The sequence below is a fragment of the Streptomyces sp. ISL-1 genome, assembly GCF_018614585.1.
In the GTDB taxonomy this organism is placed as follows: Bacteria; Actinomycetota; Actinomycetes; order Streptomycetales; family Streptomycetaceae; genus Streptomyces; species Streptomyces maoxianensis.
The window spans coordinates 245,097-270,469 of the sequence record NZ_JAGGOI010000007.1 but is presented as its reverse complement, the minus strand read 5'-3'; the positions used below and the strand labels follow the sequence as shown (position 1 = coordinate 270,469).

The 25,373-nt window shown below is 71.2% G+C and carries 22 protein-coding genes; 15 read left to right on the top strand and 7 right to left on the bottom strand.

The window, feature by feature from the left end; genetic code table 11:
- Window positions 1–37: 37 nt before the first annotated feature.
- Window positions 38–1,495: a S1 family peptidase gene (locus J7E87_RS06555; RefSeq protein ID WP_215090860.1), complete on the bottom strand. Its 1,458-nt coding sequence runs from the start codon at window positions 1,493–1,495 to the stop codon at window positions 38–40.
- A gap of 210 nt (window positions 1,496–1,705) precedes the next feature.
- Between J7E87_RS06555 and J7E87_RS06550 the strand changes: the two genes are divergently transcribed.
- Entirely contained in the window at window positions 1,706–2,497 is a 792-nt protein-coding gene (locus tag J7E87_RS06550) for a polysaccharide deacetylase family protein (RefSeq protein WP_374195148.1), read from the top strand.
- Window positions 2,498–2,506: 9 nt separating this feature from the next.
- Here J7E87_RS06550 and J7E87_RS06545 read toward each other — a convergent pair whose 3' ends face one another.
- Together J7E87_RS06545 and J7E87_RS06540 are read right to left on the bottom strand one after the other, a co-directional pair.
- A complete protein-coding gene (locus J7E87_RS06545) occupies window positions 2,507–2,701 on the bottom strand; it encodes a hypothetical protein (protein ID WP_215090858.1) in 195 nt (64 codons plus the stop codon).
- 42 nt (window positions 2,702–2,743) lie between these two features.
- Window positions 2,744–3,421, bottom strand: a complete 678-nt coding sequence (locus J7E87_RS06540; RefSeq protein ID WP_215090856.1) for an AIM24 family protein — start codon at window positions 3,419–3,421, stop codon at window positions 2,744–2,746.
- A gap of 80 nt (window positions 3,422–3,501) precedes the next feature.
- On the opposite strand from J7E87_RS06540, the gene J7E87_RS06535 reads away from it, so the two are divergent.
- The 7 genes from J7E87_RS06535 (at window position 3,502) to J7E87_RS06505 (ending at window position 11,134) form a co-directional block, all read left to right on the top strand.
- Window positions 3,502–4,266, top strand: a complete 765-nt coding sequence (locus J7E87_RS06535) for an aminoacyl-tRNA hydrolase (RefSeq protein ID WP_215090854.1) — start codon at window positions 3,502–3,504, stop codon at window positions 4,264–4,266.
- 104 nt (window positions 4,267–4,370) lie between these two features.
- Window positions 4,371–5,135, top strand: a complete 765-nt coding sequence (locus J7E87_RS06530; protein ID WP_215090851.1) for a DUF4142 domain-containing protein — start codon at window positions 4,371–4,373, stop codon at window positions 5,133–5,135.
- A 171-nt stretch (window positions 5,136–5,306) separates the two neighbouring features.
- Window positions 5,307–6,659, top strand: a complete 1,353-nt coding sequence (locus tag J7E87_RS06525; protein ID WP_215090849.1) for a DUF692 domain-containing protein — start codon at window positions 5,307–5,309, stop codon at window positions 6,657–6,659.
- A 5-nt stretch (window positions 6,660–6,664) separates the two neighbouring features.
- On the top strand, window positions 6,665–7,657 hold the full coding sequence (locus J7E87_RS06520; RefSeq protein ID WP_215090847.1) for a TIGR04222 domain-containing membrane protein: 993 nt from the start codon (window positions 6,665–6,667) through the stop codon (window positions 7,655–7,657).
- 169 nt (window positions 7,658–7,826) lie between these two features.
- Window positions 7,827–8,582: a DUF4142 domain-containing protein gene (locus J7E87_RS06515; protein WP_215090845.1), complete on the top strand. Its 756-nt coding sequence runs from the start codon at window positions 7,827–7,829 to the stop codon at window positions 8,580–8,582.
- Window positions 8,583–8,646: 64 nt separating this feature from the next.
- Window positions 8,647–9,405, top strand: coding sequence for a TIGR04222 domain-containing membrane protein (locus J7E87_RS06510; RefSeq protein ID WP_215090843.1), 759 nt, complete (start codon window positions 8,647–8,649; stop codon window positions 9,403–9,405).
- Between the two features lie 100 nt (window positions 9,406–9,505).
- Window positions 9,506–11,134, top strand: coding sequence for an alpha/beta hydrolase (locus J7E87_RS06505; RefSeq protein ID WP_215090840.1), 1,629 nt, complete (start codon window positions 9,506–9,508; stop codon window positions 11,132–11,134).
- Between the two features lie 72 nt (window positions 11,135–11,206).
- Here J7E87_RS06505 and hemQ read toward each other — a convergent pair whose 3' ends face one another.
- Together hemQ and hemG are read right to left on the bottom strand one after the other, a co-directional pair.
- Window positions 11,207–11,926 carry a hydrogen peroxide-dependent heme synthase gene (hemQ, locus tag J7E87_RS06500; protein WP_215090838.1) on the bottom strand — a complete coding sequence of 240 codons (720 nt, stop codon included), beginning with the start codon at window positions 11,924–11,926 and terminating at the stop codon, window positions 11,207–11,209.
- A 4-nt stretch (window positions 11,927–11,930) separates the two neighbouring features.
- On the bottom strand, window positions 11,931–13,352 hold the full coding sequence (gene hemG / locus J7E87_RS06495; RefSeq protein WP_215090836.1) for a protoporphyrinogen oxidase: 1,422 nt from the start codon (window positions 13,350–13,352) through the stop codon (window positions 11,931–11,933).
- Window positions 13,353–13,481: 129 nt separating this feature from the next.
- Between hemG and J7E87_RS06490 the strand changes: the two genes are divergently transcribed.
- Together J7E87_RS06490 and J7E87_RS06485 are read left to right on the top strand one after the other, a co-directional pair.
- Window positions 13,482–14,435: a DUF4349 domain-containing protein gene (locus tag J7E87_RS06490; RefSeq protein WP_215090834.1), complete on the top strand. Its 954-nt coding sequence runs from the start codon at window positions 13,482–13,484 to the stop codon at window positions 14,433–14,435.
- Window positions 14,436–14,463: 28 nt separating this feature from the next.
- On the top strand, window positions 14,464–15,846 hold the full coding sequence (locus J7E87_RS06485; RefSeq protein ID WP_215090832.1) for an FAD-dependent oxidoreductase: 1,383 nt from the start codon (window positions 14,464–14,466) through the stop codon (window positions 15,844–15,846).
- 36 nt (window positions 15,847–15,882) lie between these two features.
- Here the strand turns inward: J7E87_RS06485 and J7E87_RS06480 are convergent, their stop codons facing one another.
- Both J7E87_RS06480 and hemE read right to left on the bottom strand, forming a co-directional pair.
- Entirely contained in the window at window positions 15,883–17,001 is a 1,119-nt protein-coding gene (locus tag J7E87_RS06480; protein ID WP_251017018.1) for an acyltransferase, read from the bottom strand.
- A 36-nt stretch (window positions 17,002–17,037) separates the two neighbouring features.
- A complete protein-coding gene (hemE, locus tag J7E87_RS06475) occupies window positions 17,038–18,045 on the bottom strand; it encodes a uroporphyrinogen decarboxylase (RefSeq protein ID WP_215091277.1) in 1,008 nt (335 codons plus the stop codon).
- A gap of 197 nt (window positions 18,046–18,242) precedes the next feature.
- On the opposite strand from hemE, the gene J7E87_RS06470 reads away from it, so the two are divergent.
- The 5 genes from J7E87_RS06470 to J7E87_RS06450 all read left to right on the top strand — a co-directional run bounded on the left by J7E87_RS06470 (window position 18,243) and on the right by J7E87_RS06450 (window position 25,353).
- Entirely contained in the window at window positions 18,243–18,914 is a 672-nt protein-coding gene (locus J7E87_RS06470) for a DUF3000 domain-containing protein (RefSeq protein ID WP_215090830.1), read from the top strand.
- An 810-nt stretch (window positions 18,915–19,724) separates the two neighbouring features.
- A complete protein-coding gene (locus J7E87_RS06465; RefSeq protein WP_215090828.1) occupies window positions 19,725–20,387 on the top strand; it encodes a response regulator transcription factor in 663 nt (220 codons plus the stop codon).
- A 78-nt stretch (window positions 20,388–20,465) separates the two neighbouring features.
- The gene (locus J7E87_RS06460) at window positions 20,466–21,740 is read left to right on the top strand and encodes a ribonuclease D (RefSeq protein WP_215090825.1); all 1,275 of its coding nucleotides are present in this window, start codon (window positions 20,466–20,468) and stop codon (window positions 21,738–21,740) included.
- 269 nt (window positions 21,741–22,009) lie between these two features.
- Entirely contained in the window at window positions 22,010–23,230 is a 1,221-nt protein-coding gene (locus J7E87_RS06455; RefSeq protein WP_215090824.1) for an acetyl-CoA C-acyltransferase, read from the top strand.
- Window positions 23,227–25,353 (top strand): 3-hydroxyacyl-CoA dehydrogenase NAD-binding domain-containing protein, encoded by a 2,127-nt coding sequence (locus J7E87_RS06450; protein WP_215090822.1) that lies wholly within the window; start codon window positions 23,227–23,229, stop codon window positions 25,351–25,353. Before J7E87_RS06455 ends, J7E87_RS06450 begins: the two co-directional genes overlap by 4 nt.
- Window positions 25,354–25,373: the final 20 nt, after the last annotated feature.

Here is a 25,373-nt window from a genome sequence, read left to right as displayed (position 1 = left end):
GGCATCCGCCGACACCCGGGGCCTTTACGTGGAGGCGTCAGCCGGTCTGACCGAGGCCGTCGTGCGCGTCGCCGCCGATGTCGTCGGCCGCGCCGCCGTCACCAGCCGCGCCACCGTCACCTGCCGCACCGCCGTCGGCCTCAGCGCCGCCGTCACCAGCCGCGCCACCGTCGGCCTGAGCGCCACCGTCACCAGCCGCGCCACCGTCGGCCTGAGCGCCACCGTCACCAGCCGCGCCACCGTCGGCCTCAGCACCGCCGTTCGCCTGAGCACCGCCGTCGGCTTCCGCGCCACCGTCGGCCTCAGCGCCGCCGTCACCAGCCGCACCGCCGTCGGCCTCAGCGCCACCGTTCGCCGCGCCACCGTCGGCCGCGCCGCCGTCGCCGATCTGGGCGCCGACCGCGGCCAAGGCCGTCGTCACGGGCTGGAAGAACGTCTCGCCGCCCGCGGTGCAGTCTCCGCTGCCGCCCGAGGTGAGGCCGATCGCGTTCCCGTCCTGGGTGAAGAGCGAACCGCCGCTGTCGCCCGGCTCGGCGCAGACATCGGTCTGGATGAGCCCGGTGACCGTGCCCTCCGGGTAATTCACGGTGGCGTCGAGGCCGGTGACCGCGCCGTCCTTCAGCCCGGTGGTGCTGCCCATACGGAACACTGCCTGGCCGACCGCCGCGTCGGCCGCCTGCGTGATCGGCACGGTCTGTCCGTTGCCCAGATCGACCTCGCTCGCGGCTTGCGTCGCCGGGTCGTCGTACGTGACGAGCGCGAAGTCACCGTCGCCGGGGAACGTCGCCGCCTCGACCGTGCCGATGGGCTCGCCGTTCGCTTCCTCCGACCACTGCTCGGCGGCGACACCGCAGTGGCCCGCGGTCAGGAAGCCGGGACTGCCGTCCTGAGTGGTGACATTGAAGCCGAGCGAGCAGCGCGCGCCGCCGCCGAAGATGGCGTCGCCACCCTCCACGAAGGGCTTGAACTCGCCGGCGGACTTCTGGATCCGGGCCATGCCCGTGCCCAGGGACTTTACGGTCGTCTCCAGTCTGTCCCACCGCTCGCCCGAGACCGTGCGGTCCGCCGTGACGAGGATCTGGTTGCTCTTCGGGTCGACGGCCCACGCCGTTCCCGGGATGGTGGCCTTGTCGGCCAAGGTGCTCGCGGCGGACTTGAGTTCGCCCGTGCTGTTCTGGACACTCCGCGCCACGGCGCCGGCCTTTTTGACCTCGACAACGACGTTGTTGTTGCTGCCCACCACGTTGACGACGACCTGCTGCTTCTCGGCGTCGTAGTACGCGCCGCCGTAGGCCTCGCCAAGCTTCTCGCCCAGTTCGGAGACGAGCTCCGCGGCCGATGCGGCGCTCATCGTCCTGGGGGCCGACCGCGCCTCGGAGTCGGATTCCGACTGCGAAGCGTTGGCGTGGGGCAGCAGGATGGCCGCTGCGGCGATTCCCACCGCCCCAGCTCCCGCGAGAATGGCCTTCCGCTTGGGTATTCGCCTGTGACTCAACTCGTCGCCTCCTGAAGGGGGGTACGGAGTCCGGTTGCCGATCGGAAACCGGGGGACGCGTCCGGCCTTTGATACGGATGGGGCGCGAGTTGTACTCATCCACCGTGCGGAACAAGTTTTCTGACGGCCTGTCATCGAGGTCGTCGGCGCTCGATCGGATAGCTTCCGCCAGTGACAACTTTCGTACGAAGACTCATGGCCGTAGCCGCCATGGGCACCCTGCTCGTCGGCTGTGACAACGGTTCGGAGAAGGCCTCTCCCGGCAGGACGGCCGCGCCCGTCTCGCCCAGGCCCGGGAAGCCGGTCGACAAGGCCGAAGAGAAGACTCCCGCCCTGACGCCCGTTTTCGAGCGCGCACCAAGAGCGAAGTCCAAGACTGTCGCGCTCACCTTCGACGCCGACATGACGGCCGATCAGGGGCCGCGAGCCGCCCGCGGCGAGCACTTCGACAACCCCGCTCTGATCGCCTCGCTGCGGAAACTGAAAGTACCGTCGACGGTCTTCATGACAGGCCGCTGGGCCGAGGAGTACCCCGGCCAGGCGAAGTCGATCGGCAGCGACCCGCTCTTCGAGGTCGCCAACCACTCGTACAGCCACTACGCCTTCAAATCCCCCTGCTACGGCCTGCCGGTGGTCGCCAAGAACGACATGCGGACCGAGTTGGACCGGGCCTTCGCCGCGTTCAAGAAGGCCGGGGTGCGCAAAGTGGTGCCGTACTTCCGCTTCCCCGGCGGCTGTTACAACGACGCGGCCCTGCGCGCCATCGCTCCGGCGAAGGTGACCGCTGTCCAGTGGGACGTCGTCAGTGGCGACGCCTTCGCGACGAACGCGGACGCGGTGGCCGAGCAGGTGCTCGCGGGAGTGCGGCCGGGGTCCCTGGTGGTGATGCACTGCACGCGCAGCGCGGCCCCCGTCACCGAGCAGGCGGTCCGCCGGATCGTCCCCGAGCTGCGGCGGCGCGGCTACCGCTTTGTGAAGGTCTCCGACCTCATGCGCGGCTAGGAACAGGACTCAGCCGGAGCACGCGGTGCGCTGGGCCTCCTGCCATTCGCATACCGGGCAGAGCGTTGGGCCCTTGACCGACTCCGGATACTCCGTCGGCTTCCGGCACAGCACGCAGTTGGCAAAGCGCGGGCCGTCGGCCTCCCTCGGCGCGGGGGCCGGCGGCCCGCAGTACGGCTCGTGCGACCCGTTCGACTCGTCCATACGTCCGAGGTTAACCGGCGCCGCCCGCGCCACATCGCGGTCTCAGCTGGCCGACGCCTTCTGCGGCGTGAGCTCGCTGGGTCGTACGATCACGAATCCCTCGCCCTGGAGCATCAGCTGGACCGCCTCGCCCGAGCCGCCGCGGATCATCGAGCCCACGGACTGGGAGCGGTGCAGGGAGGTGTTCAGCTGGGCGCTCCAGCCGACGACCGCGTCCGTGTCGACGTACACCGGCTGCGCGGCGGTGACGGGTATCACGATGGGGTTGCCCTCGCAGATGACGCCGAGCTTTCCGTAGCCGGTGAAGAGGCTGTTGAAGAGACCGCCGCCGGACATGCCGGCGCCCTTCACCGTCTTGATCTCGTACGAGAGGGTGGCGTCGAAACACAGGACGTTGCGGCCGTTGATGGTGAGCGAGTCGCCCTGGTCGATGTCGACGATGAAGCAGTTGGCGGCCTCGTGGGCGAACCATGCCTCGCCCTGGCCACGCACCGCCATCAGCGCCAGGCCCTCACCGGTGACGGCGCGCTTGAGCATGCCGCCTATGCCCTGGCCCTTGCGCTCGAACTGAAGATTGCCGCGGAAGGCGATCATCGATCCCTGTCGCGCGTGCATTTCGCCATTGACGGCGTACTTGATCGACTTGGCGTTCTGCAGCGTCATGCCGGGCACGGTGGCCGGCTGCGCCATGTTCTCGGTGGCGAAGAGATCACTTTTCATGGTGTGCATCGTGTCCCGGAGGCACCCGTTCCGCCAACAGCCCGGACCGGCCAGGACGGCAGCGCTGGCAGACTTGCGGTGTGAGCAGCGAAGAAACCCGCCCCGCCAGTCTCGCCGACAGTCCCGCCGACTGTCCCGCCGACAGTCCCGCCGAGGGTCCGTTCCGGCACGAGAACACCGCACGCGACGAAGCCCCGCAGTTCGTGCTTCCGCTGGTGGTGCGCATCGAGAAGGCCGAACCCCCGTCCCGTACCGACGCGCTGGAAACCGCGGCCCGCGCCGTGCTCGACATCCTGAGCGACGAGCGGTCGGCGGGCGACGGCGAGTGGGCGCAGTCGATGCGGGACTGGCAGGACGCCCGGATCCGCAAGGTGGTGCGGCGGGCGCGCGGCGCGGAGTGGCGCAAGGCCGGGGCGCTGCCCGGCATCACGATGACGGGCGACACCGCCGAGGTACGGGTCTTTCCGCCCGTCCCGCTGGACGGCTGGCCCAAGGAGCTGGCCAAGCTCCAGGTCTCGGGCACGGATCTGGACGACCCCGAGCCGCCGGCCGCGCCCGACCTCGCGGGCCCCGTGCTGTGGCTGAGCCCGGATGTGGGCATGTCGGCGGGCAAGGCGATGGCGCAGGCCGGACACGGCGCCCAACTGGCCTGGTGGGAGCTGTCGGAGGCGGACCGCAAGGCGTGGCGCGAGGCCGGTTTCCCGCTCTCCGTGCGCACCGCGGATCCCGCGCGCTGGCGGAAACTCACGGTCAGCGGCCTGCCGGTGGTTCGGGACGCCGGGTTCACGGAGATCGCTCCGGGGTCGTGCACGGTGGTCGCCGATCATCCTTCGCTGCGCGGTTGAACGCTGGGGACCCACGCTACGTACCTCTCAGTACCGCCGAGTAGGTTGTCGCTTATTTGGTTGGCGGTTGGTTGCCAAAACTCATCGGTTCTGGAGGCACTTTGTTGCGGCGCATCAACGGGACGGCTCTCATCATCGCGGCTCTGGTCGCCACGGTAGGCGCACTCGCGTTCCCCATGTGGTCGTACGCGGACCGTTCCGGCACCGGTCAGGACAATCTCAACGCCTCGAGCGTGGCGACGCAGTGGGGTCCGCTGTCCGCGGCGGACCGCGATCTGCTGGTGAAGGTCAGGCTGGCCGGGCTATGGGAGCTGCCCGCCGGGCAGCAGGCGATCGAGCGCGCGCCCAGCAAGGCGATCAAGGACGCGGGCGACCACCTCGTGGTGGGCCACACCGACCTCGACAAGCGGGCGCGCGATGTGGCGGCGAAGCTGGGCGTCGAGCTGCCGAACCAGCCGACCGAGCAGCAGCAGGCGTGGCTGCGGGAGCTGTCGGCGGCGAGCGGGCAGGAGTACGAGCGGAAGTTCGCCAATCTCCTGCGCAACGCGCACGGCAAGGTCTTCTCGGCCATCGCGCAGGTCCGGCACACCACCCGGAACACGCTGATACGTCAGCTGGCGAGCGACGCGAACCAGACGGTGCTGGACCACATCACCATGCTGGAGGGGACCGGGATGGTCGACTTCGACGCGATCGCCAACGAGGCGGCGGGCGGGGCGACGGCCAGCCCGACGGGTCCGCCGCCGCCGAACGGCAACCTGCCGCCGCAGCCGGTGCCGGCGTCGCCGTCCGGACAGGACCAGTCCTTCACCTCGCGGCCGTCCACGCAGCCGGGACCGCCGACGGCGATCAACACGAACCGTCCGTAACGCCGGCGGTCCCGGATCCTTTCCGGGACCGCCGCAACCGGCCGGGACCGCCGCAGCCGCGCCGGAACCTCAAATCAAGCTCTGAACGTCCCCTCCTCTGGGTTCGCCGCTGTCCGACGGGGCCATGAGCTCTGCACGCACCGTCAAACGGCGCAGAGGAGGGGGAAACCGATGGAACTCGGTATCGGCATCGGCTGGCGTCCGGAAATCGCTGACGCGGTGGAGGAGCTGCCAGGCGTCGACTGGGTCGAGGTCGTCGCGGAGAACATCTGCCCGGGCCATCTGCCCGCCGCGCTGAGCCGGCTGCGCTCACGCGGCACGCGGATCGTCCCGCACGGCGTCTCACTGGGCCTGGGCGGCGCGGACCGCCCCTCCGCCCAGCGGCTCGCGGACCTGGCGGAGCGGGCGACCGCGCTGGGCGCGCCCCTGGTCACCGAACACATCGCGTTCGTACGGGCAGGCGGCGTGCTCACCGCGTCCCCGCAGCTGGAGGCGGGCCACCTGCTGCCGGTGCCGCGCACCTGGGACGCACTGAAGGTGCTCTGCGAGAACGTCCGCATCGCACAGGACTCCCTGCCGGTGCCGCTGGCACTGGAGAACATCGCGGCGCTGATCTGCTGGCCCGGCGAGGAGCTCACGGAGGGCCAGTTCCTGGCGGAGCTGGTCGAGCGGACGGGCGTGGGCCTCCTGATCGACGTGGCCAACCTCCACACGAACCATGTCAACCGCGGCGAGAACCCGGCGACGGCACTCGACGAACTCCCGGTCGAGGCGATCGCGTACGTCCACGTGGCGGGCGGCACCGAACGCGACGGCATCTGGCACGACACCCACGCGCACCCGGTCACGGAGCCGATCCTGGACATCCTCTCGGACCTGCGGGCACGGGTGTCCCCGCCCGGGGTGCTGCTGGAGCGCGACGACGACTTCCCGGCCGAGGAGGAGCTGGCGGCGGAGTTGACGACGATCCGAGGGAGGGTAGCGGGGCAGCGGGGCGTTCGGGGCGGAGAAGCCCGCGTGCCAGAAGGGCCGGGCGCCCGGCCCCGGATCGCGGGCGCGCCCGCCCGGCCGCACACCGCCCCGGTGGTGCACGCGCCGACGGAGAGCGGCTCACCCGACGCCCGCGAGGGCGTCGCGCTCTCACAAGCCGCCCTTCTTTCCGCTCTCGTCGCCGGCACCCCCGCTCCCGAAGGCTTCGACTCACAGCGCCTGCACGTCCAGAGCCGCGCGCTGGCCGCCAAGCGCGCCGACGTCGTGGCCAAGGTCGCCCCGGAGCTGCCCGAGATCCTCGGCGACGGTTACCGCCCCGCGTTTCTCGCGTACGCCAAGGGCCGCCCCATGCACGCCGGTTACCGCCGCGACGCCCTCGACTTCGCCGAGCAGCTGCTCGTCGCCGGGCGTCCCGATGACGACAACACCCGCCGCCTGCTCACCTGTTGGTGGGAGGAGCGCGCCGCAGCCCATCCACCGCGCCGGGGCACCCGGCTCGTCCGTGCGGCCCGCGCCGCGCTCGTCAGGCGGTGAGCGGCATGGTTCTTCTCGCCGTTTTCGTGTACCTCGCCATCGGAGCCTCGTCCGCCGCGCTGATCGTCCGGGCCTCCGCGTCCCGGCCCCGCCACCCGGCCGGCGCCGGACAGATCCACCACGTCTACGAGGCGGCCTTCCTCGGCGGCGGACCCGCCCGCGTCGCCGACGCCGCGCTCGCCGCCATGCACGCGGACGGCCGGCTGGTCATCGGCGGCCCGGGCATCGTCTCCGTACGACATGCCCTCGCCCACGACCCGGTGGAGCGGGCGGTGTTCGAGCAGCTGGCCGCCGCCCCGAGCGGCGCGCTGCACACCGTGCGCCTCGCGGTGATGCGTCACCCCGCCGTGCAGGAGATCGGCGACGGACTCGCCGCCCGCGGGCTGATGACGCCGCCCGGGCTGAACCGGGGGCTGACGGTGTGGGGCTACACCCAGGGCTTCCTCTGCTTCGTCGGGCTGCCCATCTCCTTCGGTCTGACCATCTTCAGCTTCGTCCAGGACGACGCACCGGCGGACTTTGGCCCGCCGTTCATCGCGATGGTTCTGCCGGCCCTGATCGCGGGCATCGTGATCGGGTTGATGATGGGGGGCCGCGCCCGGCGGCGGATCACCACGGCCGGGCAGCACGCCCTGCGCTCGTACCTGGCGCACTACGCCCAGGTGTACTCGGCGGCTCATCTCGTCGCGGCGCGGGGTCTGCGCGGAGTGCCGGATCCGGCGCTCCAGGCACAGCTGACCGCGGCGGCCAGGATCCCGGTGGCCCGCACGGACAGCTACTCGTCGTCCTACTCGGGCTCTGCGGCGGTGTGGTGCGCCGGGTCGAGCCCGGGATCCGGCTGCGGCAGCTCCAGTTGCGGCACAGGCGGTGGATCGGGCGGGGGATCGAGCTGCGGTGGTTCGTCCGGCGGCTCCAGCTGCGGTGGGTCGTCAGGAGGTTCCAGCTGCGGCGGATCCTCGGGCGGCTCCAGTTGCGGAGGCGGCAGCAGCAGCTCCTGACCGCCGCAAGGCAAGGCAACCGCAAACCCTCCCCCGCGCAAGGCCACCGCAAGGCCACCGCGACACCGCCTCAAGCCTCTTGCCGGACCGCCCACCTCACACTTCCCGCAACACCCCACAGGATCACGCCGGGGCCGACTAGCGTGCTGGACCGCACGCAGGAGGCCCCATGCGTTCCCTCACCGGCACCGGCCTGGTCGTCGTCGCCCTGACGGCGACCATCGCCGCGATCCTCTTCCCGATCTGGTCGTACGACGACCGCTCCGGCACGGGCCGGGCCAACCTCAGAGCCGGTTCCGTCCCCACACAGTGGGGCCCGCTCACCGCCGCCGACCGGGACTTCGTCGTCCGGGTCAGACTCGCCGGGCTGTGGGAGCTCCCCGCGGGTCAGCAGGCCGTCGGCCGCGCACCCACCACCGCGGTCAAGGTGGCCGGCGAGCATCTCGTCGAGGGCCACACCTATCTCGACGCCCGCGTCCGCGAGGTCGCGGCCCGGCTCAGCATGGAGCTGCCGAACCAGCCAACCGCCCAACAGCAGGGCTGGCTCAAGGAGTTCACCGAGGCCCGGGGCCGGGAGTACGAGACCAAGTTCGCCAACATCCTTCGCCGCGCCCACGGCAAGGTCTTCTCCCTCGTCGCCGACATCCGCAACAGCACCCGCAACACCCTGGTGCGCGAACTCGCGAACGACGCCAACACCACTGTCCTCGACCACATCAAGGTCCTGGAGGCGACCGGCCTGGTCGACTACGACGCCATCGCCGACGACTCCGCCGCGACGGCGACCGCGAGTCCCACCGGACCGCCGCCGCCCGCCCCGGGCGTGACACCGCCGCCCGCGGATCCCGTCACCCCCACCCCTGCACCGTCGTTCCCGCTGCCGCCCGCGGCCTCCCGCCCCCGCGCCGACGTCACGAACCGATAACGCCACGTTCCGTATCGTGAACAACCCATGGCGCGACGGCGGCCGTCTCGCGTAGAACTCGGCCATGTTCTGGGTCCTCTTCCTACTGGTGGCCTGGGCCGCGGCGGGCATCAGCTGCGGCCGGCTCTGCCTCGCCGCCGTCGAAGCCGCTCGCCCCGTACCCGAAGGAACAAGCGCGAAGGGGGAGTTGAGCCTGTACGAGGCCGCCTTCCTGGCCGGCGGCCCGCACCGGGTCACGGAGCTCACGCTCGTCTCGATGCACCGCGGCCGCAGACTGCTGCTCGCGCGCACCGGCTGGGCCACGGTCGTCGACCCGGAGGGCGAGGACGACCTGGAGCGCTCGGTCATCGGCGCGATAGGACCCGCGGGCCAGGCCCGGACAGCAGCGGTGCGGGCCGCCGCGTCCGCCGCCGACGCGGTGCGGGCCCTGGCCGACCGGCTCGTCAGCGCCGGCCTCGCCGTCCCGGACGCGGCCAGATCGGGCGTCGCCGCCGCCGTGCGGGCCGTCCAGGGCGCGACCGTGCTCACCGTCGCGCTGGCGGCCGCCACTGTTCTGACGCTCCCTCAGGAGCAGGGCGGGAGCGGCCCGGTCCTCGCCTGGTTCGCGCTCCCCCTCCTGCTCACCCTGGGCTGTCTGGCCATCGCGCGGATCGAGGTGCATCCGTACACGCGTTGGGCCTCGCCCGACGGCCGGCGTCTCCTCGGCGCGCTCTCCACCAAGGACACGCTCACCGCCGTCGCCGTGCACGGCGTCGGCGCGCTCGACGATCCGGACCTGCGGGCGGCGCTGAGGAGCCACCGCATGGCGCATCGGAGTCATTGACCCCGACACCGAACATTGGTCCTTTACATCGTCAATTGCCCCACCAAGGATCCCTTTCGTCCCGTGGCCTCACGGCCGCCTTCCGCACGAAGGGAACGCGATGCGAGCAGTTGCGATGTACGGGGCCGTCACGAGCCTCAGTTCCTTGGTCATCTCCGCGCTGGCCATCGCCCCGGCAGGCGGCACCACCACCGCCGAAGCCGAGTCGTACGGCACGACCGCCGAAGCCGAGTCGTACGGCACGACCGTCGCCGCCGAGCGCGCGGCCGCCGCCGGGATCTCCTTCGGACACTGCCCCAAGGCCGAGATGCTGCCCTCCCCCATCCAGTGCGGCACGGTCAAAGTCCCGCTCGACTACGCCGATCCCCTGGGCCGGCAGATCTCCCTGACCGTCAGCCGCGTGAAGGCGAGCGGCAAGCCGGCCGAGCACCAGGGCGCGTTCGTCTACAACCCCGGTGGCCCCGGCGCCTCCAGCATGTACTTCCCGCTGGCCGCCGAGCTCCCCGAGTGGAAGCGGATCGCCCAGGCGTACGACATCGTCGGTTACTCCCCGCGCGGGGTCGGCCGCTCCGCCCCGCTGTCCTGCCAGGACTCGGCCGACTTCACCAGGGCGCCCACCCTGGCGCCGGTGCACCCCTCCCCCTCGTACAAGAAGGAGCGGATCGCGCAGGCGCAGGCGTATGCGCAGGGCTGCGCTCGCAACGCGGGCCCGGCGCTGCGGCACTACACCTCGCTGAACAACGCCCGCGACCTGGATGTGCTGCGGGCGGCGCTGCGCCAGCCACAGCTGACCTTCATGGGCGCCTCGTACGGCACGTACTTCGGCGCGCTGTACGCGACCCTCTTCCCCTCCCATGTGCGCCGCATGGTCTTCGACTCGGCGGTCAACCCGGACCCGGGCCGGATCTGGTACCGCAGCAACCTCGCCCAGTCGTTCGCCTTCGAGAGCCGCTGGGCGGACTTCCGGGCCTGGGTCGCCAAGCACGACCAGACGTACCATCTGGGCGCCACGCCCGAGGAGGTGGCAAGGAGTTACGAGCAGGCACGCGCCCAGCTCGCCCTGGAGCCGGCGGGCGGCAAAGTCGGCCCCGGCCAGCTCCACGCGGCATTCCTGGCGACCGGCTACCACGACGACTACTGGCCGCTTCGCGCCGGCGCGCTGGCCGCGTATCTGAAGGGCGACGAGAAGCCGCTGGTCGAGCAGGCCGCGCCGCGGCCGGAGCAGGCGGACAAGGCGGAGAACGGCAACGCCGTGTACACCGCGGTCGAGTGCAATGACGCACCCTGGCCCACCGACTGGGAGGTGTGGGACCGCGACAACACCAAGCTCGCGCGCATCGCGCCCTTCGAGACCTGGGACAACGTCTGGATGAACCTGCCGTGCGCCTACTGGCCGGCGCCCCGGCAGCAGCCGCTGGACGTGCGTACCAAGCGGGGTGCGCTGCCGCCGACGCTCATCCTGGCCGCCGAGCGGGACGCGGCGACGCCGTACGAAGGGGCGCGTGAACTGCAGCGGCGGCTGAAAGGCTCCGTGCTGATCACCGAGGAGGACGCCGGCACACACGGCATCGGCGGCGGCAACAACCAGTGCGTCAACGCCTACCTGGAGAACTACCTGCTGCACGGCGAGACGCCGGTGCGGCGCGCATCGTGCGCGCCGCACCCGGAGCCGGACCCGGTGTCGCTGGAACGGCACGCGGCAACCCCGCGGCTGCCGCACGTCGTCTGATCTTCCGGGTCGGGGGTCGGCCGGGTCCGCATCACGCGGACCCGGCCATCGGGCTTTGTGACCGAGCCCGCTTTACGCGAGCCCCGCCACCAGCTCCGCGACCGACTTGCGGCGGCCCGTGTAGAACGGGACCTCTTCGCGGACGTACATACGCGCCTCGGAGGCGCGCAGATGACGCATCAGGTCGACGATGCGGTAGAGCTCGTCGGCCTCGAAGGCGAGCAGCCACTCGTAGTCGCCGAGCGAGAACGACGCCACCGTGTTGGCGCGGACGTCCGGGTAGCCGCGGGCCATCTTGCCGTGGTCGGCGAGCATCCTGCGGCGGTCCTCGTCGGGCAGCAGGTACCAGTCGTAGGAGCGCACGAAGGGGTAGACCGAGACATAGTTGCGTGCCGTCTCGTCGGCCAGGAAGGCCGGGATGTGCGACTTGTTGAACTCGGCGGGGCGGTGCAGCGCCATGTTCGACCAGACCGGCTCCAGCGCGCGGCCGAGCCTGGTACGGCGGAAGAGGTTGTACGCCTCCTGCAGCTCGTCCGCGGTCTCGGCGTGCCACCAGATCATGACGTCGGCGTCGGCGCGGAGCCCGGACACGTCGTACGTGCCGCGCACGGTGACGTCCTTGGCGGCGAGCTGGTCGAACAGCTCCTGGACCTCGTCGGCGTAGCCGGCACGGTCCGCGTCACCGGGGAGCACATCGCGCAGTTTGAAGACGGACCACAGCGTGTACCGGATGACCTCATTGAGGTCCTTGGCCTTCTTGCCTGCGTTCGGAATCTTTTCGGGCGCACTCATAGGGCTATTCTCCCGCGCCGCGATCAGTGCCCCGCGCCAGGGTGGGCGTGGCGAGGATCTCGTCGGCCGCGCGCCGGGCACTGGCGATGCAGGCGGGGATACCGACGCCGTCGTAGGCCGCCCCGCAGACCCTGAGGCCGGGCAGTTTGGCGACCTCGTCGCGGATCCGGTCGACCCGCGCGAGATGCCCCACGGGGTACTGCGGCAGTCCGCCGATCCACCGGGTCACCTCGGTGGCGACGGGCCGGGCCGCGAGTCCGGTGGCTTCGCCCAGGTCGCGCAGGGATACGTCGACGAGCTCGGCGTCCTCGCGGTGCAGGTGTTCCTCCTCGCCGTAGCGTCCGATCGAGGTGCGCAGCACAAAGAGGCCGGGGGAACCCTTGTCGACCCACCCCCACTTGCGGGTGGAGAAGGTGGACGCCTTGATCGTGCGGCCGTCCACGGGCGGCACCAGGAAGCCGCTGCCTTCCGGCATGCCGGCCAGGTCCGTACGCCGGAAGGCCATGGTCACCAGCGCCATCGAGGCGTACTCGATGCGTCCGAGCTCCGCGGCGGCGGCCGGGGATTCGGCGGCGAGCAGCGCGGACGCGGACCAGGCGGGGGCCGCGAGCACCACGCCGTCGGCGGCGATGACGCGCTGGTCGGTGCGGATCTGCCAGCCGTCGGCCCTACGGGTCAGCCCGAGGACGGGCGTCTCCATGAGAATCTCGCCGCCCCCCGCGCGTACGACGTCGGCGACGGCGCGCGGCAGCTGCCCCACTCCGCCCTCGATGCCCATGAAGACCGGCCCGGCGGCCTGCTGCCCGGCGGCCGTCGCCTGGACATCGCGTACGGCTGCGAGCAGCGAGTCATGGGTCTTCGCCGCCTCGAAGAGCTGGGGGACGGCGGCGCGCATCGAGATGCGGTACGCGTCACCCGCGTACACCCCGCCGAGCAGCGGCTCCACCAGCCGGTCCACGACCTCGCGGCCGAGGCGCTCGGCGACGTACGCGCCGACCGCGACATCGTCACCGAGCTCCGCCGGCGCGAGGTCGCGTTCCCGCTCGATACGGGCGATGCCCTCCGCCGAGAGCAGTCCCGCGAGCGCCGCCGGGTCGCCCGGCACGCCCATCACATGGCCCTTGGGCATCGGGCGCAGCGCATCGCGCGTCCACACCGAGGCGGAGGCGGTGGCGGGCGGTTGAAGCCGGTCGGCGAGGCCGACGGCACGGGCCAGTTCGACCGCTTCGGGGCGGCGGGCGAGCATCGACTCGGCGCCGAGATCGACGGGGGCGCCCTCGATCTCGCCCGCCTGGAGCTTGCCGCCGAGGCGGTCGGTGGCCTCCAGGAGAGTGACGCGCGCCCCCGACTCGATGAGCCGGTGCGCGGCGGCGAGACCGGCGATGCCGCCACCGATGACGACGACATGACCCGTACGTGTGTCCATGTCCCCCACTCTCTCAAATCCCTTACCGAGTCCCGACCGTGACCGCTTCGGAACCGGAAAAGGGCAACCCGCACCGCGGCCTCGTCCGTCGAACGGGCAAGACTCATCACCCGTCCCTGGGGGGCTGACATGCGTGCACGCCGTACGGTCGCTGCACTGTTTCTCACTGCTTCACTCGCTCTTGCGGGATGCAGTGGGATCGACTCCGCGTCCAGCGGAGACGACAAGGCCGGGGGCATCGCGAAACCCGCGGCGCAGGACGCCGGCGCCGGCGCCGGCTACGAGTCCGACCGGCAGTCGTCCGGCGCCGAGCAGACGAAACCGAAGGACCCGGTCGCCCTGGCGCCGACCCACATCATCCGCACCGCGGAGCTCGCTGTGGAGGTCGAGGACGCCCCGAAGGCCCTCGCCGCGGCCCGTGGGACCACCGCGAGCGCCGGCGGGCATGTCTCCAACGAGAGCACCGAGCGGATCGACGACACCCATGTGGCTTCGCGCGTCGTCCTGCGCGTCCCGCAGGAGAAGTACGACGCGGTCCTGGCGGAGCTGGCGGGCGCCGGAAAGTTGCTCTCCCGCAAGGCGGACGCCAAGGACGTCACCGACCAGGTCGTCGACGTGGAGAGCCGCATCGCGACGCAGCGGGCGAGCGTCGCGCGCGTGCGGGCGCTGATGGACCGGGCCGAGAAACTCAGCGATGTGGTCACGCTGGAGGGTCAACTGAGCAGCCGCCAGGCCCAGTTGGAGTCGCTGCTCGCCCAGCATGCCGCGCTCAAGGACCGTACGACCCTGGCGACCATCACCTTGGTCCTCTCCGAGAAGGAGGACAAGGGGCAGAAGGAGAAGGACGACGACCCGAGCTTCCTGGACGCGCTCGGCGGCGGCTGGGACGCGCTCGTGGCCACGGGGCGGTGGATCGCGGTGGCGGTGGGCGCGGTGGCTCCGTTCGCCGCGGTCCTCGGTGTGCTGTACGCGCTGTGGCGCTGGGTGCTGCGGCCGCGGCTCGCCAGGCGGCCGGTGGCTGAGCCCGCGGTGGCCGCGCCCGCTCCCGCGGCCGGCGCCGGCCCGGGTCCCGGCCAGGACTGAACGGCCGCCCGCGCCGTAGCGTGTCCCCATGGCAATGGAGCGACTGGTGGTCATCGGGGGCGATGCGGCGGGCATGTCCGCCGCATCGCAGGCACGCAGGCTCAAGGGCCCGGACGAGCTGGAGATCGTCGCGTTCGAGCGCGGCCACTTCAGCTCGTTCTCGGCATGCGGGATTCCGTACTGGGTCGGCGGTGATGTGCCCGAGCGCGACGACCTGATCGCCCGTACACCGGCCGAGCACCGGGAGCGCGGCATCGAGCTGCGGATGCGTACGCAGGTGACGGAGATCGACGTCGCGGGCGGGCGGGTTCGCTCCCGTGACCTGGAGAGCGGCGCCGAGTCGCGGACGGGCTTCGACAAGCTGGTGATCGCGACCGGCGCCCGGCCGGTCCGGCCGCCGCTGCCGGGCGTCGACGCGCCGGGCGTCCACGGCGTGCAGACCCTCGACGACGGCCAGGCCCTGCTGGACACGCTGGCGCGCACCAGTGGGCGGCGCGCGGTCGTGATGGGAGCCGGCTACATCGGCGTCGAGATGGCGGAGGCGATGCTCAAGCGCGGCTACGAGGTGACGGTCCTCAATCGCGGCGAGCAGCCGATGGCCACCCTCGATCCCGACATGGGCCGCCTGGTCCACGCCGCCATGGACTCGATGGGCATCACGACGGTGAACGGCGCCGGGGTCACCAAGATCCTCACGGGCGGGGACGGCCGGGTCCGCGCCGTCGCGACCGAGAACGCGGAGTACCCGGCGGACGTGGTGATCCTCGGCATCGGCGTCGAGCCGGAGACCACCCTCGCCCGCGCCGCGGGTCTGCCGCTCGGTGCGTACGACGGACTGCTCACCGATCTCGCGATGCGGGTGCGCGGCTACGAGAACATCTGGGCCGGCGGTGACTGTGTGGAGGTGCTCGACCTGGTCTCCGGCCGCGAGCGCCATATCGCGCTGGGCACGCACGCCAACAAGCACGGCCAGATCATCGGCACGAACGCGGGCGGCGGGTACGCGACCTTCCCCGGCGTCGTCGGCACGGCGGTCAGCAAGGTCTGCGATCTGGAGATCGCCCGCACCGGCCTGCGCGAGAAGGACGCCCGCGCGGTCGGCCTGCAGTACGTCACGGCCACGATCGAGTCGACGAGCAGCGCCGGCTACTACCCCGACGCCTCGCGGATGACGGTGAAGATGCTCGCGGAACGCCGTACGGGCCGGCTCCTCGGCGTCCAGATCGTCGGCCGCGAGGGCGCGGCCAAGCGCGTCGACATCGCCGCCGTCGCCTTGACCGCGGGGATGACGGTGGAGCAGATGACGACCCTGGATCTCGGCTACGCCCCGCCGTTCTCCCCGGTCTGGGACCCGGTGCTTGTGGCGGCGCGAAAGGCGACGACGGCGGTCCGCGAGGCGGGCTCCCGGTAGAGACCTCAGGGCCGGGGCACCGCACCCGCCTCCGGTTCAGCGCCGGGCCGGGCCCAGCCGCCCCTCGCCCCGCGCGACCGCCTCGGACAGCGCGCCGGAGAGCCGGCGGCGCAGCAGGCGGGTCACCGGTCGTTCGATCAGCAGGTGCACCAGCCAGGAGGCCACCAGCATGCCGCCGGTCACCAACGCGAGCACGGTGTACGGCGGCAGCCGGTCCCCCACGGCTCTGATGAGTTCCCAGCCGATGCCCTGGTGCAGCAGGTAGAGCGGGTAGGTGACCGCCCCGGCATACGGGAGCCAGCGCCACTTCATCCAGCCCAGCTTCCCGGTCGCGACCAGGGCCATCGCCCCGAAACAGACGGCAAGTACGGCGACGACCGGCCAGAAGGGAATGCTCTGCTTGAAGTAGCCGAGGCTTCGGCTCCAGGTGTCGTGCGCGGAGGGCAGGGCAGCTCCGAAGCACAGCAGCACAACGCCGGTGAGCATCAGGTTGGGCCCGAAGCGGTACATCAGGAAGAAGGCCATTCCGGCGATGAAGTACCAGCAGTAGTCCGGCATGATCAGCAGCTGGAGCACCGAATCGCCTGACTTGGCAAAGAGCATGCCCGCCGCGGCCCAGACGCAGCAGAAGGCCAGCACGCGTCGGTAGGTCAGCCCCCACCACGCCATCAGCGCGAACAGGAGATAGAAGCGCAGCTCGGCGAAGAGCGTCCAGTACACCCCGTCGACCTTGGGGACGCCGAGCGGCACCTGAAGCATGGTGAGGTTGGTCAGCACGTCCGCCACGGGCAGCGGATTCTGGCCACCTGGTATGAGCAGCAGTACGGCGGTGGTGGCCAGGACGGCGAACCAGTACGCGGGGTACAGCCGGCTCACCCGGGATACGAAGAAGTCCCCCAGCGACCTGCCCCAGCAGCTCATGCAGATGACGAAGCCGCTGATCAGGAAGAAGAACTCCACACCCAGCCAGCCGTAGGCGGTGAAGGGGAACGCCGCGGGGAAGTGCACTTCCCCGCGGGTCGTCCAGCCTCCGTAGAGCGCCGTGTAGTGGTAGGCCACCACCATCAGCGCGGCCAGCAGCCGCAGGCCGTCGAGCGCGGATATCCGGCCGGCACGCTGGGGCGTCGTGGTGGGCGACGCACGCGGCAGCGTCAACGCCGGGGGGTCTTGAACAAGCAAGGGTTCTTCCCCTCAGCGCGCGGTCTGCGCGTGCACGTACTCCACGAGGTGGGTCAGGGCGTCGGGGTCGGTCGTCGGAAGCACGCCGTGACCCAGGTTGAACACATGGCCTTCCAGGCCCGCGGCGGCGTCCAGCACCTCGCGGGTCTTCGTCCGGACCGCCTCCTGCGTGGAGAACAGGACTGCCGGGTCGAGGTTGCCCTGGAGCGCCTTGCCCGGGCCGACCCGGCGCGCGGCCTCGTCCAGCGGCACCCGCCAGTCGACGCCGACGACGTCCGCGCCCGCCTCGCCCATCAGGCCGAGGAGTTCGCCGGTGCCGACGCCGAAGTGGATTCGCGGCACGCCGTACGAGGCCACCGCGTCGAGCACCTTGGCGGAGGCCGGCATCACCGAGCGCCGGTAGTCGGCGGGGGCGAGCGCGCCCACCCACGAGTCGAAGAGCTGCACCGCCGAGGCACCGGCCTCGATCTGCACCTTGAGGAAGGCCGAGGTGATCTCCGCGAGCCGGTCGAGCAGGTCGGCCCACAGCTGCGGGTCGCCGTACATCAGGGCCTTGGTGTGCTCGTGGTTGCGCGAGGGCCCGCCCTCGACGAGGTAGCTCGCGAGCGTGAAGGGCGCGCCGGCGAAGCCGATGAGCGGGGTGGCCCCGAGCTCGCCGGTGAGCAGCCCGATCGCCTCGGTGACGTACCAGACGTCCTCGGGCGTGAGGTCGCGCAGCCGTGCCAGGGCGGCGCGGGTGCGGATCGGCTCGGCGACGACCGGGCCGACGCCCGGCTTGATGTCGAGGTCGATGCCGATGGCCTTGAGCGGTACGACGATGTCGCTGAAGTAGATCGCCGCGTCGACCTTGTGACGGCGTACCGGCTGCAGCGTGATCTCGGCGACGAGCTCGGGCCGCATGCAGGACTCGAGCATCCCGATGCCCTCGCGGACCTTCAGGTACTCGGGCAGTGAGCGCCCCGCCTGTCGCATGAACCAGACCGGCGTGTGCGGCACCGGCTCACGCCTGCACGCCTTCAGAAAGGCTGATTCTTCGACCGCGTTTGTCTGCGTCGGCTGGCCCGAGGATGGGGCATCCCCAGCTCGGGCGAAGCCTCGAGCGAGGGGAAGGTCATTGGCACTCACGCCCAGAATCTTCGCACGTACACCTGAAGTGGCCGCTCCGGGTCGGGTGTCCCTACCTGCGCGAAGCCCCCGTTCCGCCTACTCTTCCCCGCATGGCTGCGGCTCAGGGACATTTTTCCGATCATTCCAACAGCGCTGACGACGAGGACAGCGCGGAGGGGGATGCCGTCCCGCGCGCGTTCCGGCTGGCGGTCGAAGCGCTGCGGGCCGCGCGGCTGCGCCCCGAGATCGAAGCGGACCCGACGCGCCCGCCGCAGCGGCTGGCGCCGCATGCCTACGCGCTGGAGGCGGCGGTCGTCGACGGCGACGACGACCTGGCGGACGGCCGGCTTGTGCTGCTGCACGATCCGGCCGGTCATGACGCCTGGCAGGGCACCTTCCGGCTGGTGACGCTGGTACGCGCCGAGCTGGAGCCGGAGATGGCGGCCGATCCGCTCCTGCCCGAGGTCTGCTGGTCGTGGCTGACGGGCGCGCTGGAGGCGCGCGGGCTTTCGTACGGGGAGGCGAGCGGGACCGTCACCCGCGCGGGTTCTCACTATTTCGGTGGACTCTCCGACCGGCGGCCGGCGACGCAGATCGAGATCCGCGCGTCGTGGACCCCGCGCGAGGGTCTGGACGGCGTTCCGGACTCGGCGGCACATCTCGCGGCCTGGTGCGATCTGCTCTGCCAGGTCGCCGGGCTGCCGCCGTCGCCGTCCGGTCCGGTGGACGCGGCGACGGGCGTCGTCTCGCTTCCACAGCGGCGGGGCCCGCAGCAGCCGTGACGGCGCGCGCAGGGCGACACCAGGGAGACTGAGCACGGGAGTTGCCCGGAGCGGGCGCGGGAGACTTGGCGCGCACGCGCCCGGAGGAACGTGCACGGGACCGCCGGACCGTGCCCGAGAGATCGTGCACAGGACCGCCGGGACCGTGGCCGACAGTTCGTGCACAGGACCGCCGGGACCGTGGCCGGAAGATCGTGCACAGGACCGCCGGGACCGTGGCCGACAGTTCGAGCACGGGATGCATCCGGACCGCGTACGGAAGACCGGGCACGGATCGGGAGGAGGCTTACCGCGAAACGTGCTGGGGACCGCAGCCGCGAGACTGAAGCGCGGGACACGCCGGGGCAGATCGCGCCCCCGAGCGCTCGGCCGGGCCGCAGCCGCCAGGCTGACCCGCGGGACACGCCGGGGCAGCCCACGCCCCGCGGGCTCAGCGCGAACGCACTCCGAGCCGCAGCCGCGAGACTGACGCTCAGGCACACCACGGCAGCCGGGCCCGGCAGATCGAGCGCACGGACGCACTCCGAGCCGCAGCCGCCGGCCTGACACGCGGGACGCGTCGGCGAGCCCCCCGGCCCGGCAGTCGGAGCGTGATATGCGTCCGGACGCACACGCCCCCTCCCCGGTCAGTTCGCTCGTAGGATGATCGATCACCCGTCCGAATTGCCCCAATTGTTACTCACTAAATCGTGATCATTGTCTAAAGGCGGACGGGTTCGGTGCCGAAGAGGTCTGTGACCCTAACTGCACGGTCCGCCCCGGCTTCTTCCCCCCGAGCCGGCACCGTTCCGCACCTTCCCAGGAGGCCTGGTGTCCGTTCTTCTCGAGCAGCCCGCAAGCCTGGTCGCCTACCGCCCGAACAAGCCGACGGCCATGGTCGTCGTGGCCGACCCGCGCGTCCGCTCCACCGTCACCCGCCACCTGTGGGCCCTCGGAGTGCGTGACGTCATCGAAGCGTCGTCCATCGCGGAGGCCCGTCCCCGCGTCGGCAACCCGCGCGACATCTGCGTTGCCGACGTCCACCTGCCCGACGGTTCCGGGCTGACCCTCCTGTCCGAGACCCGAGCCGCGGGCTGGCCCAATGGCCTCGCCCTCTCCGCCGCCGACGACATCGGTGCCGTCCGCAACGCCCTCGCGGGCGGCGTCAAGGGCTATGTCGTCACCGGCACACGTACGAACATCGGGCACCCGACCCGACCCGGCGCCGCCCCCATCGGCGCCGTGGCCGGCCGGATGCACCGCCGCCCCCCGGGCGCCCCGAGCCACCCGGGCGGCTACCGCGAGCTCTCCGGCCGTGAGGTCGAGGTGCTCCGCCTGGTCGCGGAAGGCCAGTCCAACAAGGCGATCGGCGTCTCGATGGGCCTGTCCGCGCTGACCGTCAAAAGCCACCTCGCCCGTATCGCACGCAAGCTGGGCACGGGTGATCGGGCCGGAATGGTGGCCGTCGCCCTGCGGACCGGCATCATCCACTGACCGCTCCATAAATTCTTCGCGCCCGCCGACGGAACGTTCCGTCGGCGGGCGCTCTCCGTTGACAGATACCCTTGACACGTGACCGACGCCCAAGAGACCGCAGCAGAGACCGCACTGCGAACCACCGGGGGCGCTCCCCCGGACGACGTCGAACCGGCGCCGATCCCCTTGCTGGAGCCCCGCGAAGGCATTCCGCCCGTGGTCGCCGACGAGACGGCACTCGCCGAAGTGATCGCCGCGTTCGCCAGGGGATCCGGCCCCGTCGCCGTCGACGCCGAGCGCGCGTCCGGCTACCGCTACGGCCAGCGGGCCTATCTCGTACAGCTGCGCCGCGAAGGCGCGGGCAGTGCGCTGATCGATCCGGTCGGCTGCCCCGACCTCTCCGGGCTCGGCGAGGCCCTGGCCGGTACGGAGTGGATTCTGCACGCGGCCACCCAGGACCTCCCCTGCCTGCGCGAAATAGGCATGATCCCCACCCGGCTCTTCGACACGGAACTGGCCGGGCGGCTCGCGGGCTTCCCCCGGGTCGGCCTCGGCGCGATGGTCGAGTCCGTCCTCGGCTACGCGCTGGAGAAGGGCCACTCCGCGGTGGACTGGTCGACCCGCCCGCTGCCCGAGCCGTGGCTGCGCTATGCCGCGCTCGATGTGGAGCTGCTGGTCGATCTGCGCGACGCGCTGGAGAAGGAACTGGACCGGCAGGGAAAGCTGGAGTGGGCCTGGCAGGAGTTCGAGGCGATCGCGTCGGCTCCGCCCGCTCCCCCGCGCAAGGACCCCTGGCGTCGTACGTCCGGGATGCACAAGGTGCGCCGCCGCCGTCAGATGGCGGTCGTACGGGAGTTGTGGACAGCCCGCGACAAGGTGGCACAGCGGCGCGATGTTTCGCCGGGCAAGGTGCTGAGCGACTCGGCGATCGTCGAGGCGGCCCTCGCCGTGCCGGAGAACGTGCAGGCGCTCACCGCGCTGCCCGGTTTCGGCCACCGGATGGGACGGCGGCAGCTCGAGCAGTGGCAGACGGCGGTCGACCGAGCCAAGGCACTGCCCGACGCCGAGCTCCCGCAGCCGGGCCAGCCGCTGAACGGCCCGCCCCCGCCGCGTTCGTGGGCGGACAAGGACCCGGCGGCCGCGGCCCGGCTCTCCGCTGCGCGCGCGGCGGTCTCGGCGCTCGCGGAGGAGCTCAATCTGCCGCAGGAGAACCTGATCACCCCTGACTCGGTGCGCCGGGTCTGCTGGGAGCCGCCGGCCGAGCCCACGGTGGCCGCGGTGTCCGAGGCGCTGGCCGGGTACGGGGCGCGCCCATGGCAGATCGAGCAGGTGGCGCCGCTGCTGACGAGCGCGCTGACCGCGACGGACTGACGCTTGCTGGAGGCTTTGCCCCCGCCCCTTCCCGAACCGGGGCATAGGGGGAGTGCCCTCAATCGCCGGAGGGGCTGAACATTCAGCCCCTCCGGCCGTTTGAGGAGCAGGGCCGGGGGCGAGCGCCGGGACGCGGCCTCGTGTGACGTTCGCCGCTCCCGCCGCAGGGGGTGGGCAGGGTGGTTACCCGCAAGTAGCATGAGGGAGGAAGCGCGCGCTTAGGCGCGTGCCCGCAGCAGTGCCACCCCGCACCCTGGAGGAGAGCCATCGTGCCTCGTACCGTCAGGGATGTCGTCTTCGTCGACGGCGTCCGCACCCCGTTCGGCAAGGCGGGCCCGAAGGGCATTTACCACGAGACCCGTGCCGACGATCTCGTTGTGAAGGCGATCCGGGAGCTGCTGCGCCGCAACCCGGACCTCGACCCCGCCCGCATCGACGAGGTGGCGATCGCCGCCACCACGCAGATCGGCGACCAGGGCCTCACCCTCGGCCGCACCGCCGGCATCCTCGCGGGTCTGCCGCAGTCCGTCCCCGGCTACTCCATCGACCGCATGTGTGCGGGCGCGATGACCGCCGTGACGGCGACCGCCGGCTCCATCGCCTTCGGCGCGTACGACATCGTCGTGGCCGGCGGTGTCGAGCACATGGGCCGTCACCCGATGGGCGAGGGCGTCGACCCGAACCCGCGGTTCGTGAGCGAGAAGCTCGTCGACGAGTCCGCCCTTTTCATGGGCATGACCGCCGAGAACCTGCACGACCGCTACCCCACCATCACCAAGCAGCGCGCCGACGAGTACGCCGTGCGCTCGCAGGAGAAGGCCGCGAAGGCGTACGCCAACGGCAAGATCCAGCAGGACCTGGTGCCGGTCTCCGTGCGTCGTACCAACGCTGAAGCAGGCGAGACCGGCTGGGGCCTTGCCACCGCCGACGAGCCGATGCGTCCGGGCACCACCCTGGAGTCGCTGGCCGGGCTGAAGACGCCGTTCCGCGCGCACGGCCGGGTCACCGCCGGAAACGCCGCCGGTCTCAACGACGGTGCCACCGCCTCCCTCCTCGCCTCCGAGGACGTCGCTCGCGAGCTGGGCCTGCCGGTCAAGATGCGGCTCGTCTCGTTCGCGTACGCCGGTGTCGAGCCCGAGGTCATGGGCTACGGCCCGATCCCGTCGACCGAGAAGGCGCTGGCCAAGGCGGACCTGTCGATCGACGACATCGGCCTGTTCGAGATCAACGAGGCCTTCGCCGTCCAGGTGCTGGCCTTCCTCGAGCACTACGGCATCGCGGACGACGACGCGCGCGTCAACCAGTACGGCGGCGCCATCGCCTACGGCCACCCGCTGGCCTCCTCCGGCGTACGCCTGATGACGCAGCTGGCCCGGCAGTTCGAGGAGCAGCCGCACGTCCGCTACGGCCTGACCACCATGTGCGTCGGCTTCGGCATGGGCGCGACGGTCATCTGGGAGAACCCGCACTTCGACGGAGGCAACAAGTGAGTACCGCTGAACTCCTGAAGGGCGCGGCCGAGCTGTTCCCGGACGAGGTCGTCACGCAGGCGCATGTGCGCCACCTCGACCTCCCCGGCGCGGCGGGCAAGTTCGCGCTCATCACGCTGGACAACGGCCTGGACCACACCAAGCCGACCACCTTCGGGCCGCAGTCGCTGGCGAACCTCAACGCCGCCGTGGACCAGGTCGAGAAGGAAGCGTCCGAGGGCACGATCGTCGGCGTCGGCATCACCGGCAAGCCGTTCATCTTCGCGGTCGGCGCCGACCTCAAGGGCGTGGAGCTGCTGAAGCGCCACGAGGACGCGCTGGCGATCGGCAAGGGCGGCCACGACGTATTCAAGCGGCTGTCCGGGCTCGCGGTCCCGACGTTCGCGTACTACAACGGCGCGGCGATGGGCGGCGGTGTCGAGGTCGGTCTGCACTGCTCGTACCGCACCGTCTCCCAGGCGATCCCCGCCTTCTCGCTGCCCGAGGTCTTCCTCGGTCTCGTCCCGGGCTGGGGCGGCTGCGCGCTGCTTCCGAACCTGATCGGCGCGGACCGCGCGGTCTCGGTGATCATCGAGAACTCGCTCAACCAGAACAAGCAGCTCAAGGGCGTCCAGGTCTACGAACTCGGGATCGCCGACGCGATCTTCGAGGGCGCGGACTTCCTGGAGCAGTCCCTCATCTGGACCGCGTCCGTCCTCAAGGGCGAGATCGCCGTCGAGCGCGCGGAGATCGACCGCGGCGAGGCCTGGGACCAGGCCGTCGCACGCGGCCGCTTCATCGCCGACTCCAAGGTGCACGGCGCGGCCCCGGCCGCCTACCGCGCGCTGGAGATCATCGAGGCGGCCAAGAGCGGTGACCTGCAGGCGGGCTTCGACGCCGAGGACATCGCTCTCGCGGACCTGATCATGGGCGGCGAGCTGCGCTCCGGCATCTACGCCTTCAACCTGGTCCAGAAGCGCGGCAAGCGCCCGGCCGGTGCGCCGGACAAGTCGCTGGCCCGCCCGGTCACCAAGGTCGGCGTCGTCGGCGCGGGCCTGATGGCCTCGCAGCTGGCGCTTCTCTTCCTGCGCCGCCTCGAGGTACCGGTCGTGCTGACCGACATCGACCAGGAGCGCGTCGACAAGGGTGTGGGCTACGTCCACGCCGAGATCGAGAAGCTGCTCGGCAAGGGCCGCATCAACCAGGACAAGGCCAATCGCCTCAAGGGCCTGGTCTCCGGTGTACTGGACAAGGCCGAGGGCTTCGCCGACGCCGACTTCATCATCGAGGCCGTCTTCGAGGAGATGGGCGTCAAGCAGCAGGTGTTCGCGGAGGTCGAGGCGGTCGCCCCGGCGCACGCGATCCTCGCCACCAACACCTCCTCGCTCTCGGTCTCCGAGATGGCGTCGAAGCTGAAGCACCCCGAGCGGGTAGTCGGCTTCCACTTCTTCAACCCGGTGGCGATCCTGCCGCTCCTGGAGATCGTCCGCGGTGAGCAGACCGACGACGCGTCGCTCGCGACGGCGTTCGGTGTGGTTAAGAAGCTGAAGAAGACGGCCGTACTGACGAAGGACGCCCCGGCGTTCGTCGTGAACCGCATCCTGACCCGCTTCATGGGCGAGATCCAGAACGTCATCGACGAGGGCACCCCGGTGGCCACCGCCGAGAAGGCCATCGAGCCGCTCGGACTGCCGATGTCCCCGCTGGTGCTCCTGGAGCTGGTCGGCCCGGCGATCGGTCTGCATGTCTCCGAGACCCTCAACCGGTCCTTCCCGGACCGCTTCACGGTCTCCGAGAACCTGGCCGCGGTGGTCAAGGCCGGCAAGCGTGGCTTCTACGTCTACGATTCCGGCAAGCCGGAGCTGGACCCGGAGGTCGCCGCCCTCCTCAAGCAGGGCGACACCGTCCTCACCGAGGAGCAGACCCGTAACCGCGTCCTGGACGCGGTGGCGCAGGAGATCGGGCTGATGCTGGAGGAGGGTGTCGTCGCCGAGGCGCAGGACATCGACCTCTGCCTGATCACGGGCGCCGGCTGGCCCTTCCACCTGGGCGGCATCACGCCGTACCTGGACCGCGAGGGTGTCTCCGAGCGCGTGAACGGCAAGCCGTTCCTGGCGCAGGGCGTGGCGAGCGTCCCGGCGTAACGCCTGTCACGGACAAGCAG

Bases quoted from the DNA above. Each gene is read 5' to 3' on its own strand.
- J7E87_RS06515 (WP_215090845.1), top strand. From the start codon at position 7,827: ATGCGTTCCCTCACCGGCACCGGCCTGGTCGTCGTCGCCCTGACGGCG.
- hemQ (WP_215090838.1), bottom strand. From the start codon at position 11,926: ATGAGTGCGCCCGAAAAGATTCCGAACGCAGGCAAGAAGGCCAAGGAC.
- J7E87_RS06510 (WP_215090843.1), top strand. From the start codon at position 8,647: ATGTTCTGGGTCCTCTTCCTACTGGTGGCCTGGGCCGCGGCGGGCATC.
- J7E87_RS06520 (WP_215090847.1), top strand. From the start codon at position 6,665: ATGGTTCTTCTCGCCGTTTTCGTGTACCTCGCCATCGGAGCCTCGTCC.
- J7E87_RS06540 (WP_215090856.1), bottom strand. From the start codon at position 3,421: ATGAAAAGTGATCTCTTCGCCACCGAGAACATGGCGCAGCCGGCCACC.
- J7E87_RS06525 (WP_215090849.1), top strand. From the start codon at position 5,307: ATGGAACTCGGTATCGGCATCGGCTGGCGTCCGGAAATCGCTGACGCG.
- hemG (WP_215090836.1), bottom strand. From the start codon at position 13,352: ATGGACACACGTACGGGTCATGTCGTCGTCATCGGTGGCGGCATCGCC.
- J7E87_RS06470 (WP_215090830.1), top strand. From the start codon at position 18,243: ATGGCTGCGGCTCAGGGACATTTTTCCGATCATTCCAACAGCGCTGAC.
- J7E87_RS06490 (WP_215090834.1), top strand. From the start codon at position 13,482: ATGCGTGCACGCCGTACGGTCGCTGCACTGTTTCTCACTGCTTCACTC.
- J7E87_RS06545 (WP_215090858.1), bottom strand. From the start codon at position 2,701: ATGGACGAGTCGAACGGGTCGCACGAGCCGTACTGCGGGCCGCCGGCC.
- J7E87_RS06550 (WP_374195148.1), top strand. From the start codon at position 1,706: ATGGGCACCCTGCTCGTCGGCTGTGACAACGGTTCGGAGAAGGCCTCT.
- J7E87_RS06485 (WP_215090832.1), top strand. From the start codon at position 14,464: ATGGCAATGGAGCGACTGGTGGTCATCGGGGGCGATGCGGCGGGCATG.
- J7E87_RS06505 (WP_215090840.1), top strand. From the start codon at position 9,506: ATGCGAGCAGTTGCGATGTACGGGGCCGTCACGAGCCTCAGTTCCTTG.